The organism is Pseudomonas sp. DWP3-1-3b3 (assembly GCF_049896305.1).
Classification (GTDB): Bacteria; Pseudomonadota; Gammaproteobacteria; order Pseudomonadales; family Pseudomonadaceae; genus Aquipseudomonas; species Aquipseudomonas azotoformans_A.
Map to the genome: position 1 here is coordinate 22,816 of NZ_JAFCUA010000008.1, position 13,429 is coordinate 36,244.

Consider the following 13,429-nt stretch of genomic DNA (forward strand, 5'->3'; position numbering starts at 1 on the left):
TACATATCCGTTTTTTGAGTAACGGCGGCTATTGGTTCCGCTCTTACAGCGGGTCACTTTGGAAAAGCCCCAAAGTAACCAAAGGGCTCTTGCCCCAACACTCGGCACCTCGCCTAGGCTCGGTGTGCCCGTAATCCGACAGGTATTTTGGGGGCCGCCGCCACGCGCCATCCATGGCGCGGGGCGGCTAAACCGGCATCCCTGCCGGTTTACCCCCCAAATCCCTGCCGAATTCCGGCCAGCGTGTTTGACGGGGCGCCTAAGATCAAAATCAAAAGCAAAAGCACAGCGGCATGACAGCCGGCTTGAGTGGTGTAGATCAAGAGCAGTTTTTTGTGCACCGCAGGTTGTTTTTCTGTGGGAGCTGGCTTGTCGGATCGCCGCACCGCTGCGATGCGGGCGCCTTGGTGAATCAGATAGACCCAGGCGATACATTCGCAGGCAAGCCAGCTCCCACATTTGACTGGGGTCGACCACACAATACCGGTCGGCTCTAAGGCCGCCGCGCTCTGCTTTTGCTTTGGCTTGTGATCTTCGGCGCCCCGTAAAACCACGCTGGCCGAACGCAGGTTTGAATCCGTGGGTAACCCGGCAGGACGCCGGGTTAGCCGCACTGGGCCATGGATGGCCCATTGCGGCGGCCCACGGATTCAAGCCGGAGTGAGGGCACACCGAGCCTAGGCGAGGTGCCGAGTGGTGGGGCGAAGGCCTTTTGGTTACTTTTGGGCCTTTCCAAAAGTGACCCGCTGTAAGAGCGGAACCATAAGCGGCCGTTACCGAAGAAACGGATATGTACACGGCGATCACTTCGGCACCGCCCGAATCACCGCCCGCGGCCCCTGCTGCCCAGGAATCGCCTTCTCCACCGAAGGCAACTGCGGCGCCTGCACATCCGGCATCGCCCAACTATGCTCCGGCTGCAACCCCCCTTGCGCCCGCCGCATAAACTCATACCGATTCAACGTAATACTGCGCCCCGCCCCACTGTCCCGAATAATGTAAGGCCGCAAAAACACCATCAGATTGGTCTTGTTCACACTGCGCTTTTCATTCCTGAACAACGCCCCCAACCCCGGAATATCCGACAACCACGGCACCGCATCATTACTCTGGCTGTACCCATCCTGCAGCAACCCACCGAGCACCATGATCTGCCCGTCGTCCAGCAAAATACTGGTATCGATCGCCCGCTTGTTGGTCACCGTCCCGGCCTCCACCGAAGCCCGCGCATCCACCGTACTGACCTCCTGGTAGATATCCAGCTTCACCGTACCGCCTTCGGAAATCTGCGGCCGCACATTCAGCTTCAGCCCCACCTCCTCACGCTGCACCGTCTGGAACGGGTTGTTGCTGGTGCCCCCGCCGCCGGTCACATAGCTGCCGGTGACAAACGGAATCGTCTGCCCTACAAAAATGCTCGCTGCTTCGTTATCCAGGGTCAGCAGGTTGGGCGTGGACAGGATGTTGGTGCCACCCTTGCTCTTCAACGCACGCGCCAACACCTTGAGGTCGAGCACCTTGCCGATACCGGGAATATCCACGGTGCCATTGACCAGCCCCACATTCAGGCCCTTGGGCAATACGTCGATACTGGTCTTGCTGGTCGGCGTGCTGTTCACGCCACTGCCGCCGAGGTTCACGCCACCAAACCCGCCCTTGCCACCGAGGTTCCCGGCTTGCCACTGCACGCCAAACTCGGTGGCATCGTCTTCACCGACTTCTACGATCAGGCTTTCGATCACCACCTGGGCGCGGCGCTGGTCGAGCATGTCGATCACTTCACGCAGGTTGCGGTATAGCGGATCCGGCGCAGAAATCAGCAAGGTGTTGGTGGTGGCGTCGGCCTGGATGGTCACGCCGCCGGCACTGAATGCGGTGTCTTGATCTTTGGAGGTACCACTGCTGTTGTCGGTTGAACCCGTAGATTGACCATAGCCCGATTGCACACCACTGCCGGTAGGGGTACCGCTGCTGTTTTGCGCGTTGCTCGCGCCTTGGGTGTTCTTGCCATTGCCGCCCATGGCGCTGAGCTTGCCACGGGCATCGTCGCTGACGCCCGAATCGCTTTCACCGGTCAGCAACCCACGCAGTGACTGGGCCAACTTGCCCGCCTGGGCGTTGCGCAGGTACACCACGTGCATGTTGCTCGGATTGCTCTGGGCGTTGTCCAGCTTATAGATCAGGTTGCGCGCCAGCTCGGTACGCTCCGGGCTGCCGGAGCGGATGATGATCGAGTTGGAACGCGGGTCGCCGATCACGTTGATCTTCTGGGTCTGGTCGGCGCCCTGGGTTTCCAGCAGTTCGGAGACCATGGCGGCGATGTCCACGGCGATGCCGTTCTGCACCATCACCACGTCGGTGTCGATGGCACTGGGGGTGTCGATGCCGTTGATGATCTGCGCCACACGCGCGAGGTTTTCCGCGTAGTCGGTGATGACGATGCTGTTGTTGCCGGGGTAGGCGTTGATCGGGTTGTTTGGCGACACGATGGGGCGCAACACTGGAATCAGGTTCACCGCGTTCTCATATTGCAGGCGGAAGGTGCGCGTCTGCATGCCGCTGCTGCCGGCGCTGTAGATCGGCCCGCCGAGCAATTTGGCATCGGCTTCGGGCACCACCTGGGCCACGCCACCGACGTCGACCACGCTGAAGCCCTGCATGCGCAGCGCCGCCAGCAACATGTCGTAGGCCTGGTGCGCCGGCACCTGGCCTTCGCTGACCAGGGTGAGGTTGCCCTTCACACGCGGGTCCACCAGAAATTGCTGGCCGGTGGCGCGGGACAGCGCGCGCACCACCGCCTGGATATCGGCGTCGACGAAGTTGAGCTGAACCGGCTGGTCACCCAATGGGTTGCGTGCCTTGACCACCGCCGGGGCGTGGTCGCGTGCGCTGTTGGTGACCCGGTGTTGCACGGGGGCTTTGGGGGCCGGTTCGCGCAGGCGATCCTGCAAGGTCTCGCCGCTGCTGCGCGTATCGGCAAGCGGTTGGCCAAGTTCGCTGTCTACCAGCAACGGCTTGGTGGCCTGCTGGCTGCTGCACGCGCTCAGGGCCAGCACCAGCAACGGCGCGACCAGACGAAACGGGGGAACTGACCACTTCATGAAGCTTCCTTAGCGCCAAGCGCCTGATCCATGCGAACGGTCCCGGACACAGTGCCGGCCGAGTTGTCGACGGTGTCGAGGCTGCGTTGCAAACGCGCCTCGGACACCTCCAGGGAAAACGAACGGGCATTGCCCAGTAGCCACCCCACCACGGCATCGGCCGGGGCGTTATCGAAGGTCAGCCGCCAACCCGTGGGTTCCAGCGCCTGCAACTGGTAATGGCCTTGAAGACCTGCGCTATCCAAGGTGTTGCGCAGTGTGCTTTCGTCGCCCTGACGCGGCGCGGCGACATCCTGCAACAGCACCTGCAAGGCTGCGGCCTGGGCGCGCAGCTTGGGGGTTTCGGCCTGCCAGTAATCGATCTTCTTCAGCGCGGGCTGCACCAGCACCAGCCAGGTCAGCAGGCTCGCCAGCACCAGCCCGGCGCCGCCGAGCAGGCGTTTTTCGCGCAAGGCCAGGCCGCTCCAGAACACCTGGGCCTGGCTGCGCAGTCGCTGCACTTTATTCATCGCCGGCTCCTGGCTTTTCTGCGGCCTGGGCCGGGGCAATCGTCCAGGCATGCTCATTGCGACTGGCGGTAAACCCGGCCTGGGCCAATGCCGCCTGCCATTCACCCTCGGCAGCCGGGTTACGGCTGTCGGCGAGCAGTTCAACGTGCAAGCTGCCCTGTTCAAAGCTCAGGTTGTCGACGCTGCCGACCATAAATGGCAGGTTGCTGCCGGCCAGTTGCAGCAGGCTGGTAAAGCGTTGGCCGGGATCGGCGGCCGCACCGGTCTGGCGGGCGGCCAATTGCTGGCGGGCTTGCTGCAAGGGGTTGAGCACCACCGGCAGCTCGGGAAACGCCTGGCGCACCTGTTGGCTCATCAACGCTTTAAGGCGTTGGCCTTCCTCCACCTGACGTGCGGCATACAGGTTGAGGCCAAGGGTCCAGATGGCGGTGGCAAGCGCGACACAGGCGAGCGCCCGGCCCCATCCAGCCGTTGACGGTTGGCTGAGGCGGCCGTGCAAGCCCCACGTGGGTACCGCCCCACTCCAACGCTGCGCCGCTTCAACCAGTGGCCGCTCCAGCGCCTGCAAGCCGAGCGGGTGCACCGTGCCTTGTTGCAGGCTGTCACGTGTCAACAGATAGCCGTCATCCAACGCCGCAGCACCCACCGGCAAGGCAAAGGGTGCCGGGTAAAGCCCGCGCAGCTTGAGTGGCAGTTGCGCGAGCCGCTCCAACCCGGCCTTGGGCACCCATGCGACTTGCACGCGCCCATCGCTTTCGCGCGGGCCGTGGGCCACCTGCATCTGTTCCACCGGGCCGAGAATCAGCGCCTGCGCGGCGCAGGCCACCGCCGCCGCCGTTTTCGCGGCGGATAGCGGGGGCAGCTCCAGGCTGGTGAGCAGGCTGTCGCGCGGGTGCAGGAAACACTCCATCGCCTGGCGCGATTTAGCCAACTGCGCCAGGCTTTCATACCCCTCTTCAATGACTGCGCCGCGCTCCAGCCAGGCAAATCTGACCTGGCTGTCAGCAGTCAATTGATCCAGCGGCGGCAAGCCGATGCGCAGGCGTTTCATACGCCCACCCGCGACCAGATCACGCGCGGCTGACGGTCTTCAGGACGATGCAACAAGGCATCGATCGTCACCCGCCGCTGTTCACGCCGCGCCTGGCCCTGCACACGGAACCACTCACTGGTAATGCCCACGTGCACCGACTCCACTTCCACCTGAGGCAAACGCAGGCGGTTGACGAAATCGCCGCGGTTGATGAACCACTGCCCACTGTCCCGCTCGGCGACCAGACCATGAGCCTGGGCCAGGCTGAGCTGCGGCACCACCGCGCTGAGTACTTCGGCGCTGGCGGTGTTGCCGTTGACCCATGTAGGGCCGGGCAACACGCTGATATAGGCGTGCATGCGCTGTAATACGACGGGATCGAGGCCTTCGATGCCGCTCAGGTCATCCAGGCCGCGCAGCATCGGGTATTTGGCGGGCGGTTCATAAGAAGCAATCACTCGCTGGCTGATGCGCCGGCTCACCGTAGGGTCGACGCCGATCAACCGGCACAGCCGCTCGAAGCTCTGCAACTGCTCGGCATCCACCTGCTGGCGATTGACCAGGTTGCGCAGGTTGAACTTGCCCTGTTCATCCTCGATCCGGCCCTCGAAGTCGCCACGTTGGGCGCGGGCCCAGGCCTGGTCAAGGCGGGTCAACACGTCCTTCTGACGTGCGTCCCAAAGCATCTGCCGGCTGCGCTCAAGGCCGCCCTGCAACAGCCATTGGCCCTGGATGCGCAGTTGCTCGGCTTCCAGACCACGGGTGAACACGGTCTGGCGCGTGAGCATGGCGCCGGCCAACACGGCGACCACCGCGGCGATCAGCAAGGCGCTGATAATCGCCATGCCGCGCTGCTTCGCCGCTGGGGGCGAATACCGTTTCATGGTGGGCCTTACAACTGCCAGGAGCCGATATCGGCATTCACGCCGTCGCCATCTGGCTGGCCGTCGGCACCGAGGGAGAACACGTCGACCTCACCGTTGGCACCTGGGTTGAGGTAGTGATAAGGGTTGCCCCAAGGGTCGTTGGGCAGGCGTTCAAGGTAGGCGCGCCAGTTGCTGTTCTTCGCATCCGCCGGGCGCTCCACCAGCACTTTCAATCCCTGGTTCATGCTGGGGTAGGAACCGTGGTCGAGGCGATAGAGTTTCAGCGCCTGCATCAACCCACCAATGTCCTGCTTGGCCGCCGTGGCACGTGCCTGGTCCGGCCGGTCCAGCACCTTGGGCACCACCATGGCGGCCAGGATCCCGAGGATGACCACCACCACCATGATCTCGATCAAGGTGAAGCCACGCTGCCCGCGAGGGCCTGGCAATGGGGACGTTAGGCGCGCGATATCCATCTCGAAATTCCTTGGCTTGAGTGCAATTCGAGCCGCAGTGTTGCAAGAACACATGTCAGTCGTATTGAAAATCCTCGGGAGTTTCAGTCGCCAATCGGTCAACTGCCAGCGCTAGTCTGCGGGCCTGTTTCCCGGCTTTGAGAGCGCCATGTACGGCCGTCGCAAGGAGCAAGGTTTTACCCTGATCGAGGTGCTGGTGGCGCTGGCGATCATTGCCGTGGCCATGGCCGCCGCTGTGCGCGTGGCGGGCCTGATGACTCAGAGCAACGGCTTGCTGCGGGATAAATCCATCGCGTTGCTGGCCGCACAGAGCCGCCTGGCGGAACTGCGTCTGGAGGGGCATTTGCGGGGTGGCAAGAAGACCTTCGAGTGTGATCAAGGCCGCCTGAAATTGCGTTGCGAGCAGACCATCAACGCCGATGGCCGCCTGTTTCAGGTCAACCTGCAGGTGCTCGACGCCAGCCGCGAAGCGCCGCCCCTGGCGCGGCTGGACACCCAGGTCATGGCCGAGTGAGCAGCGGCAGCGCTGGGCCGTCCGGCAGCTTGTCGAGGTTGACGCGCAGCTTTTCACCACCGCGTTCGATTTCCACACCGTCACCCTGGATGGCGGTCAGCCGCACGCCGGGGCTAAGGCGTTCACCCACTAGAAAGCTGCGCGGCGGGCCGTCGTTGAGACTCAGGATCGCCACCGCACCACGGGCGCCTGCCAACACGCCAGTGACTTTGACTTGCAGCGCCGTCGGCGCATTGGAAAACCATTGCAGCGCCGGGTTATCGCTGCGCGCCGCCAGTGCCTGGGGCGTGGCTTGGGGCGTGTGGGATTCTGCCGTGGTCAGCAGCAGCGGCGTCCATACCGCCACGCCCGCCAGGGCAGCCAGTACACCCAGCGCCTGCACGCCGTGGGCCAGGGTGAAACGAGGGGCAAATGCCATGGGGAGGACCTCCTGTTTGTCCGTCGCACCAGCCTACAGATCAATTCGCACGCTTTTATTTCACAGACTCCCCAGTTCTCCAGGAAGCCCGCGATGAAACAGCAAGGTTTCACCCTGATCGAGCTGATGGTGGTGCTGGTGATCATCGGCATCGCCAGTGCCGCCATCAGCCTCACGATCAAACCCGACCCGCTGCACCTGCTGCGCAAAGACGCCGAGCGCCTGAGCCAGTTGCTGCAGGTGGCCCAGGCCGAAGCCCACGCAGACGGTCGCCCCATCACTTGGCGTGCGGATGCCAAGGGCTTTCGCTTCATCCGCCGCAGCGATGACGGGACGAGCGTGGAGTCCTTCCAGGGCGACACCCCACTGCGGCCGCGCCTCTGGGAAAGCACGCCCATGCAGATCAACATCGAACCCCGGCAAACCCTGGTACTCAATGCCGAGTGGATCAACCCGCCGTTGCGGGTGGTGCTGTCCGATGGGCAGCACAGCCTCAGCCTGCAACGCGACGCTGCGGGTTTGATGCGCGTGGTGAGTCAACCATGAACAGGTCCCAGCAAGGCTTCACCCTGATCGAAGTGATGGTGGCGATCATGCTCATGGCGGTGGTCAGCCTGATCGCCTGGCGTGGGTTGGATAGCGTAACGCGTGCCGATCAGCATTTGCAGGCGAGCAGCGAGCAGACCGAGGTGTTGCTGCGGGCGCTGAACCAGATGCAACGCGACATCAGCTTGCGCGCCAGTGTGGAGCTGGTTGCAACCGATATGGCGCAAGACCAGACGCCCAAAACCGAAGGGTTGGCCGCCGTGACCGTACGCAGCTCCGACAGCAAGGGCTTCAGGCTGGACGTGATCCGCAGCGCCCCAATGGCCGGGGATGGGCTGCAACGCGTGCGCTGGTGGCTCAAGGGCGACTCGCTGTACCGCGCCGCCGCGCCAGCGCGGGACCGATACCCGCTGCCGGCGGCGAAAGATGGGGTGGTGGTGTTAACCGGTGTGAGTGACCTGCAGGTGCGAGTGTGGGACGCGGACAAGGGATGGCGACAATTGAGCGGTAATCGTCGGGAGGATCCGCTGGGACTGGAAATCAGCCTGGTGCGGCAGACGCCTCAGGGCGTGGAAAAGTACCGGCAGGTGGTAGGCCCGTTGAAGTAGAGGCGGCTGCCTGGCCACCCCTGAACCCTTATTTGCCGCACTCCCCCGTCTCAAGCCACACCTTGCTGACACTCAAGGTGGTCGCCAGTTTTTCCATGCGAGCAACCGGCAAACCCCGTGAAAACCAATTATTGAGGCACTGCGGGCTGATGCGCATCCATTCGGCAAATGCCGTGGGTGGAATGCCGTAGGTGTTGAGCACCGAACGCAAGCGCTGGCCGGAATGGAGGATGGGGGGTTGTTGTGCGGTGTGGCGTCGGGGGGACTTTTTTCGGGTGTTCATGGATGGTCGGCTCCCTGCCGTGGTGGTTTCCATGAAGCACTATAAGCAGCGATAACGGAAATTGGCAGACGTCTGTAGACGCACGCAACAAGCAAACAGAACAGGCCTACAAGAGGATCTAGACATATCCTACAGACAGGGACGAACACTTCAGCCGGTAGGTGCCATCTGCTCACAAGCACCGACCTGCGGGACCAGTTGGATATCCACACGTCGATTAGCGGTACGCCCGGCCTCGGTCTCATTGCTGGCGATCGGCTGGTTGGCCGCCAAGCCCTGCACCGCAAAACAGCTGTCGGGGATATCGCCCATACGTTGCATCCAGTCACGCACGGCGGAAGCACGGGCATGGGACAAGGTCAGATTCTGCTCCATGGCCCCGGTCGCATCGGAATGCCCTGCGATCACGATCAGCCAACCTGGCTGCGCCTTGATGCCGACCAGCGCGTTGATCAGCACTTTGGTCGAGTCGGGTTTCAAGGCGGCACTGCCTGCATCGAACAGCGACAAACTATCCAGCCGCACGGGTTCCGGCATCGACGGTTGGCTGCTAGGCCTCATCAGCCATGTCCGCCAGCCGAACCCCGCGAGCACGGCAACCATCAGCGCCCCGGCAAGCAGCCACAAGGTCATGCGCCGCCTGCGGGGCTGTACTGGCGGAGGCGGCGAAATCACCAAAGGCGTCACCAACATCGGCGTCATCACCTTCATGGGGGCGAGCACCGTGTCGCCCACGACGAGATTCCGCTCCAGACGCTGGATCAGGTGACCAACCTGATAGCGCAGAGCCTGCAACGTCAGCAGAGGGCTGGCTAGTTGAGGCACTAGGCGGGCGTGCAGCCGAGCCAGTTCAGTGTCCAATTGAACCAGGGCGGCCTCACTGTGCGCTGTTGTCGCCAGACTGCGCAGCAGCAGTTGCAGTTGGTCGCATAACCAACCCAGCAGGTCCAGGCGCGCGGACTCCATTGCCGGCCACAGATGGCGCCATTCGCTGCTCAAGGCCCCCAGCAACACTATGCCTTGGGTGATGCCCTCCAGCCCGTGGCGCTGACCGCGGGCCAAGGTGTAAAAGCACGCGGTTTGCAGCTCTGCACCATTTTCCTCGAACAACGCCAGGCACAATTGTTCCACCCTGGCCCAGTCCACATCCGGGCAGGCAGGATGGCTCAGCTTGGCCAACTCTTCACGTAATGCCGCGAACTCACTGAAGCCACGCGGATCACCCCCCAACCGGATACGCATCTCAAATAACGCCGCCATCGGGCTTCCCTTCCGTTATCGGTTCAAGACTTCGACAGGTAATGCTGTCGCTTCAAGTGACGTACCAGCACCCTGCCCTCGGGAGCCAGGGTGGTGCCGAAGCTGACGTGCTGCCCATCTTTGAGTTGCGCGTCCAAGGCATATTCAAGATGCCCCGGCAGTGCCTGCGGCAGGAGTTCAATAGCGACAGCCGCCAGCCGTGGTTCGTACTTGAGCAAGGTGGCGGTCATGGTGCCGATCAAGCCATGGGCGGTGGCGGGCAAGCCTTGCAGAATCAGGCCCATGTCCGGCAACCCATAATCCGGCAGGTGGCTCAGCGCACCCGCGCGGCTATTGAGGATGCGTTGCAGGTTGTCCAGCACCGACAGGGCATGCTGGTCTTCCTCGCTGACGCGATGCAGTTCCAACTCGCCGTCGAAGTTCTGCAGCAGCATTTCGTACAGCGAGGGGTTGTACTCGGTCATGACTCAGTCCTTGGCCAGGGGCCGCAGGGTCAGGCGGTTGTCCCCCAACTCGATGACCCGCGCGGCATCCGGGTCCAGGTCGTCGCGGGCCAACGTCAGCCGCCAAGTGTTCAATTGCGTATCGGGGCTGCGAAACAGCGCCACCACCGTGACGTACTGTGCATCCTTGTCCATTGGCACGTTCAGCTGTGCGCCCTCCTCGGGCTTGACCACCACCGTGCGTTTGTCCAGCAAGGCACTGGCCAATAGCCGATCGTCATCATTCAGCACGCCGTCGTAAGTCGCTTGCTCGACCGTTTTGCTGTCGCGCAGTTGGTACACCCGCACCAGGGTTGGCACCGACAAGGCGCTCATGTCGGTGGCATCCGTGTTCAGCGCCGTGCGTGCACTGAAATCCAGATGCAGGGTTTTCACCTGCTTGTAGAAGATCGACTTGGCAGTGGACGCGGTGCCATCGGCCACCGTTTGGGCTAGCCCACAGCCGCTGAGCGCGACGAACATCACCAGACTAAAAACGATACGCAACATGCTGTGTCTCCCGGTTGATGGGATTAATCGAAAGGCCCTGATAACGGCCCAGGTTGATCGTGAGAGTGTCGTGCTCCGCCGACTGCCAGGCATCGCTGCCCAAGCCCAGTACGCCGGTCATGCCAAGCTGGATGGCAGATTGCCCCAGCACCGGCGTAGGCAAACTGTGTACCGGCAGCGACAACTGCAATTTCGCCGTGCAACGCCACCCGAGGTACACGCGCAGCAGCACCAGCAAATCGCTATACAGCTCGCCACCGGGTAACCAACTCCGGGCTTCATCTGTGTCTTCGGTATGAAGCGTCAAGCGCAACTGGCTGTTGGCATCAAAACCGACGCTGCCCAACGGCGTGCCTTGAGACAAACTCACCGGACGTTGGCAAGAAAGGCTGGCCGGCTGTTCCAGGGCAATTTTCTGTGGCCAATGCGCGGTCACCTGCGCCTGGGTGTTGGGCGCCAGTAACTTGACCAGTGCGGCGATGCCCTCGGCATTACGCGTAGGCAGGCGCATCACACTGAGCAAGGCCAGAAAGCGTGACACCGGCGTGGCGACCTGCTGCGCGGTGCCGGGAATACCCAAGCCGATCAGGCCAAGCAGGCATTGCGAAGTGGCATCGGTGCCGCCTGCTTCGAATGTCGCCGGGTAAGAGTACTTGCGCCAGATCCGGTAGAACTGGGTGAAGATCCGGTGGTTGAAGATATCCAGGAAGGCTTCCAGCGCGTCGTGCCCTTCCCGGCGCTGCGCGATGTCGTCCAGAAACACCGTCGGCAGCGGCGAATCAACCCCGTATAACCCGAGCAAACGCGTGCGTACCGTGGCGGGTCTCTCAGGGTAGGCGTCATCGGTTTCAATCGACTTCAACTCAGCGGCCGGAAAGCCCATACCCGGATCGGGACGAAAGCGCACCGCGTCATCGGCCGGGTGCGCGGTACTGCCCAGGGCTGGGTGATCGGGCAAGGCCTGCTCCAGCAACTGGCAAAACCGATACAGGTTGGCCTCGGCCACCTGCCCCTGCACGGCGTCGAGCAGACCGCTGGCGTTCAGCCGGGAATACGCTGACTGTGGTTCTCGTTCCATCGCAGGCACTTTCCAGTAGGTTGCAGGATCAGAGTGAGCTGGGTGTACAGATGAATATCGGCATACAGGGCAAAGAAACGGTTGAGCATTTCGCCGAACAAGCTGATATCGCCCTCGCCCGAAAAGCCATTGGCATCCAGGGTGATTTCGATATCCACGCCACGCAGCAGAAAGCCTTTTTCAAAACGCTGCACCAGGTGATGCTTGACCTCGGCAATCGCCGCCAGTCGACGTCGGTTGAGTTCGCTGCCGGTCCAGTCATACAGCGCCAGGGTGCCGCGCAGCACCTCGGCGCTGTCGAGCATCGGCAGGAAGTTCGACCCCAGGTGGCTGAGCACCCGCCAGTGAAAGCGGTCGCGATTCGGCGGGTAGCACGGCTGGGTCGGCGCACACAGGTTGCGCACGCGCAAACCGGCTTGGGTGGACTGCACCACCGTATCCAGCAAGGTGCTTTGCAGCGCCTTGCGCGGCAGTTGGCCGTGAGTGCCGGTCAAGCGCAGCGACAGGCTTTCACGCTCGCGCAAGCGGTCCTTGTCGAAGCCCTCGCCGCCGAGGACCAGCCAGGTGTCATGCAAGCCATTCGCCGCACGTTTCAAGCGCGTGTGAAAGTAGCGTTCCGGGGCGTCGTCGCGCAGCATGCCGCCCTTGTGGCGAAAGCTGGTGAACGGCACGTAATCCTGGCGTTCAGCGTTCTTCGACGCGGTCACCCGGTCTACCGAGTAGATCTCGGTATGCCCGTCCTGCAGGCGCATCGGGCGTAGCAGGTAGTCGGTCTGCAGCGGCGCCAAGGTCAGCGGGTCGGCCTCCAGCGGGAACAGGTTGATTACCGGCACCGCGTGCAGGCGGATGTGTTCGCCGCTCAAGTCGAAGTTCGCCGGCCAGGGTTCACGCAACACCACTTCGAGTTCGAACCAGGCAGTGCCTGGTGTGATCTTCAATTGCTCCAACCCACACAGGGTCACGAACATGAATTTCTCGCGCAAGCTGAAATACTCCAGCAACAGCTGGTAACCACTGAAAGCACTGTCACCCTTGGGCCACAGCCGGTCCTCCTCGGCGAAGCCCTTGGGGGCAAAATGCGCCGTCAACGGCTGGCGCTCGGTTTGGCCCGGCCAGCGCACATAGATCGCTTGCGCATTCAGGGTCAGTGCCTGATGCAGCGCACTGGCCAGGGGGGCATCGGCATTCAGGTACAGCGGCAAACGGCTCAGGTCGATCTGGCTCCAGTCCGTCAACGTGCCACAGGCGAAACGCAGACGCAGCACAGAGCGACCATCCAACTCATGGCCACGCCCCACCGACTCCAGGGCCAGCGGCCGTAGGGTCAGGTCCTGGGTGGTGGTGTAACGGCAGCGGGTGCGTTGTGGACCGATGGGTTGCGACAGCACCTCAAAGCCTTGAGCGATCAACTCGCTGCGTTTCATCTGTGCCAGTTCAGGCACCAGTTCGACCACCGACAGCGATGGGATGGTGCGCAGGTAATGTGGCCATAGCAGGCTGACCAGGCCTTCGGTCAACTCCGGCAGGTCATCGTCGAGCTTTTCCCGCAGGCGGCCCATCAAGAAGGCGAAGCCCTCGAACAGGCGCTCCACGTAGGGGTCCTGAGCGCCCGGTTTATCCAGGTTGAGTTGCGCCGCCCGATCCGGGAACGCGTCGGCGAACTCCTTGCCGGCCTCGCGCAAGTAGCGCATTTCGGCATCGAAGTAGCGCAGTGTCAGATTGTCCATGCTCACAGAAAGAATCCT

Annotated in this window: 15 protein-coding genes; 3 read left to right on the top strand and 12 right to left on the bottom strand. The window is 62.7% G+C overall.

The window, feature by feature from the left end:
* Positions 1-803: 803 nt before the first annotated feature.
* The 5 genes from gspD to gspG are packed head-to-tail and all read right to left on the bottom strand — an operon-like array spanning position 804 to position 5,985.
* On the bottom strand, positions 804-3,101 hold the full coding sequence (gene gspD, locus ACP7BX_RS22535) for a type II secretion system secretin GspD (protein ID WP_426127825.1): 2,298 nt from the start codon (positions 3,099-3,101) through the stop codon (positions 804-806).
* On the bottom strand, positions 3,098-3,610 hold the full coding sequence (gene gspM, locus ACP7BX_RS22540; protein ID WP_061436291.1) for a type II secretion system protein GspM: 513 nt from the start codon (positions 3,608-3,610) through the stop codon (positions 3,098-3,100). The genes gspD and gspM overlap by 4 nt, the downstream gene beginning before the upstream one ends.
* The gene (gene gspL / locus ACP7BX_RS22545; protein ID WP_426127823.1) at positions 3,603-4,661 is read right to left on the bottom strand and encodes a type II secretion system protein GspL; all 1,059 of its coding nucleotides are present in this window, start codon (positions 4,659-4,661) and stop codon (positions 3,603-3,605) included. The genes gspM and gspL overlap by 8 nt, the downstream gene beginning before the upstream one ends.
* A complete protein-coding gene (gspK, locus tag ACP7BX_RS22550; RefSeq protein WP_426127821.1) occupies positions 4,658-5,527 on the bottom strand; it encodes a type II secretion system minor pseudopilin GspK in 870 nt (289 codons plus the stop codon). The genes gspL and gspK overlap by 4 nt, the downstream gene beginning before the upstream one ends.
* An 8-nt stretch (positions 5,528-5,535) precedes the next feature.
* Positions 5,536-5,985, bottom strand: coding sequence for a type II secretion system major pseudopilin GspG (gspG, locus tag ACP7BX_RS22555; protein ID WP_033901551.1), 450 nt, complete (start codon positions 5,983-5,985; stop codon positions 5,536-5,538).
* Between the two features lie 148 nt (positions 5,986-6,133).
* On the opposite strand from gspG, the gene gspI reads away from it, so the two are divergent.
* Entirely contained in the window at positions 6,134-6,499 is a 366-nt protein-coding gene (gspI, locus tag ACP7BX_RS22560) for a type II secretion system minor pseudopilin GspI (RefSeq protein WP_033901550.1), read from the top strand.
* Here the strand turns inward: gspI and ACP7BX_RS22565 are convergent.
* On the bottom strand, positions 6,486-6,917 hold the full coding sequence (locus ACP7BX_RS22565; RefSeq protein ID WP_033901549.1) for a type II secretion system protein N: 432 nt from the start codon (positions 6,915-6,917) through the stop codon (positions 6,486-6,488). The genes gspI and ACP7BX_RS22565 overlap by 14 nt on opposite strands.
* Before the next feature lie 93 nt (positions 6,918-7,010).
* On the opposite strand from ACP7BX_RS22565, the gene gspH reads away from it, so the two are divergent.
* Together gspH and ACP7BX_RS22575 are read left to right on the top strand one after the other, a co-directional pair.
* Positions 7,011-7,463 carry a type II secretion system minor pseudopilin GspH gene (gspH, locus tag ACP7BX_RS22570; RefSeq protein WP_426127818.1) on the top strand — a complete coding sequence of 151 codons (453 nt, stop codon included), beginning with the start codon at positions 7,011-7,013 and terminating at the stop codon, positions 7,461-7,463.
* Positions 7,460-8,071, top strand: a complete 612-nt coding sequence (locus ACP7BX_RS22575; protein ID WP_426127816.1) for a type II secretion system protein GspJ — start codon at positions 7,460-7,462, stop codon at positions 8,069-8,071. The genes gspH and ACP7BX_RS22575 overlap by 4 nt, the downstream gene beginning before the upstream one ends.
* Positions 8,072-8,099: 28 nt before the next feature.
* On the opposite strand, the gene ACP7BX_RS22580 is transcribed toward ACP7BX_RS22575, so the two are convergent.
* The 6 genes from ACP7BX_RS22580 to tssF all read right to left on the bottom strand — a co-directional run bounded on the left by ACP7BX_RS22580 (position 8,100) and on the right by tssF (position 13,417).
* Positions 8,100-8,354, bottom strand: a complete 255-nt coding sequence (locus ACP7BX_RS22580) for a hypothetical protein (protein ID WP_426127814.1) — start codon at positions 8,352-8,354, stop codon at positions 8,100-8,102.
* A gap of 150 nt (positions 8,355-8,504) precedes the next feature.
* Positions 8,505-9,614, bottom strand: a complete 1,110-nt coding sequence (locus ACP7BX_RS22585; RefSeq protein WP_426127812.1) for an OmpA family protein — start codon at positions 9,612-9,614, stop codon at positions 8,505-8,507.
* 23 nt (positions 9,615-9,637) lie between these two features.
* Positions 9,638-10,078, bottom strand: coding sequence for a type VI secretion system baseplate subunit TssE (gene tssE, locus ACP7BX_RS22590; protein ID WP_219023431.1), 441 nt, complete (start codon positions 10,076-10,078; stop codon positions 9,638-9,640).
* A gap of 3 nt (positions 10,079-10,081) precedes the next feature.
* Entirely contained in the window at positions 10,082-10,606 is a 525-nt protein-coding gene (gene tssJ / locus ACP7BX_RS22595; RefSeq protein WP_426127809.1) for a type VI secretion system lipoprotein TssJ, read from the bottom strand.
* On the bottom strand, positions 10,587-11,684 hold the full coding sequence (gene tssG / locus ACP7BX_RS22600; protein WP_426127807.1) for a type VI secretion system baseplate subunit TssG: 1,098 nt from the start codon (positions 11,682-11,684) through the stop codon (positions 10,587-10,589). Before tssG ends, tssJ begins: the two co-directional genes overlap by 20 nt.
* The gene (gene tssF, locus ACP7BX_RS22605; RefSeq protein WP_426127805.1) at positions 11,648-13,417 is read right to left on the bottom strand and encodes a type VI secretion system baseplate subunit TssF; all 1,770 of its coding nucleotides are present in this window, start codon (positions 13,415-13,417) and stop codon (positions 11,648-11,650) included. The genes tssG and tssF overlap by 37 nt, the downstream gene beginning before the upstream one ends.
* Positions 13,418-13,429 lie beyond the last annotated feature (12 nt).

What these genes read in the sequence shown, in the direction of transcription:
- gspD (WP_426127825.1), bottom strand. Translation starts at nt 3,101, where the DNA reads ATGAAGTGGTCAGTTCCCCCGTTTCGTCTGGTCGCGCCGTTGCTGGTG.
- gspM (WP_061436291.1), bottom strand. Translation starts at nt 3,610, where the DNA reads ATGAATAAAGTGCAGCGACTGCGCAGCCAGGCCCAGGTGTTCTGGAGC.
- gspL (WP_426127823.1), bottom strand. Translation starts at nt 4,661, where the DNA reads ATGAAACGCCTGCGCATCGGCTTGCCGCCGCTGGATCAATTGACTGCT.
- gspK (WP_426127821.1), bottom strand. Translation starts at nt 5,527, where the DNA reads ATGAAACGGTATTCGCCCCCAGCGGCGAAGCAGCGCGGCATGGCGATT.
- gspG (WP_033901551.1), bottom strand. Translation starts at nt 5,985, where the DNA reads ATGGATATCGCGCGCCTAACGTCCCCATTGCCAGGCCCTCGCGGGCAG.
- gspI (WP_033901550.1), top strand. Translation starts at nt 6,134, where the DNA reads ATGTACGGCCGTCGCAAGGAGCAAGGTTTTACCCTGATCGAGGTGCTG.
- ACP7BX_RS22565 (WP_033901549.1), bottom strand. Translation starts at nt 6,917, where the DNA reads ATGGCATTTGCCCCTCGTTTCACCCTGGCCCACGGCGTGCAGGCGCTG.
- gspH (WP_426127818.1), top strand. Translation starts at nt 7,011, where the DNA reads ATGAAACAGCAAGGTTTCACCCTGATCGAGCTGATGGTGGTGCTGGTG.
- ACP7BX_RS22575 (WP_426127816.1), top strand. Translation starts at nt 7,460, where the DNA reads ATGAACAGGTCCCAGCAAGGCTTCACCCTGATCGAAGTGATGGTGGCG.
- ACP7BX_RS22580 (WP_426127814.1), bottom strand. Translation starts at nt 8,354, where the DNA reads ATGAACACCCGAAAAAAGTCCCCCCGACGCCACACCGCACAACAACCC.
- ACP7BX_RS22585 (WP_426127812.1), bottom strand. Translation starts at nt 9,614, where the DNA reads ATGGCGGCGTTATTTGAGATGCGTATCCGGTTGGGGGGTGATCCGCGT.
- tssE (WP_219023431.1), bottom strand. Translation starts at nt 10,078, where the DNA reads ATGACCGAGTACAACCCCTCGCTGTACGAAATGCTGCTGCAGAACTTC.
- tssJ (WP_426127809.1), bottom strand. Translation starts at nt 10,606, where the DNA reads ATGTTGCGTATCGTTTTTAGTCTGGTGATGTTCGTCGCGCTCAGCGGC.
- tssG (WP_426127807.1), bottom strand. Translation starts at nt 11,684, where the DNA reads ATGGAACGAGAACCACAGTCAGCGTATTCCCGGCTGAACGCCAGCGGT.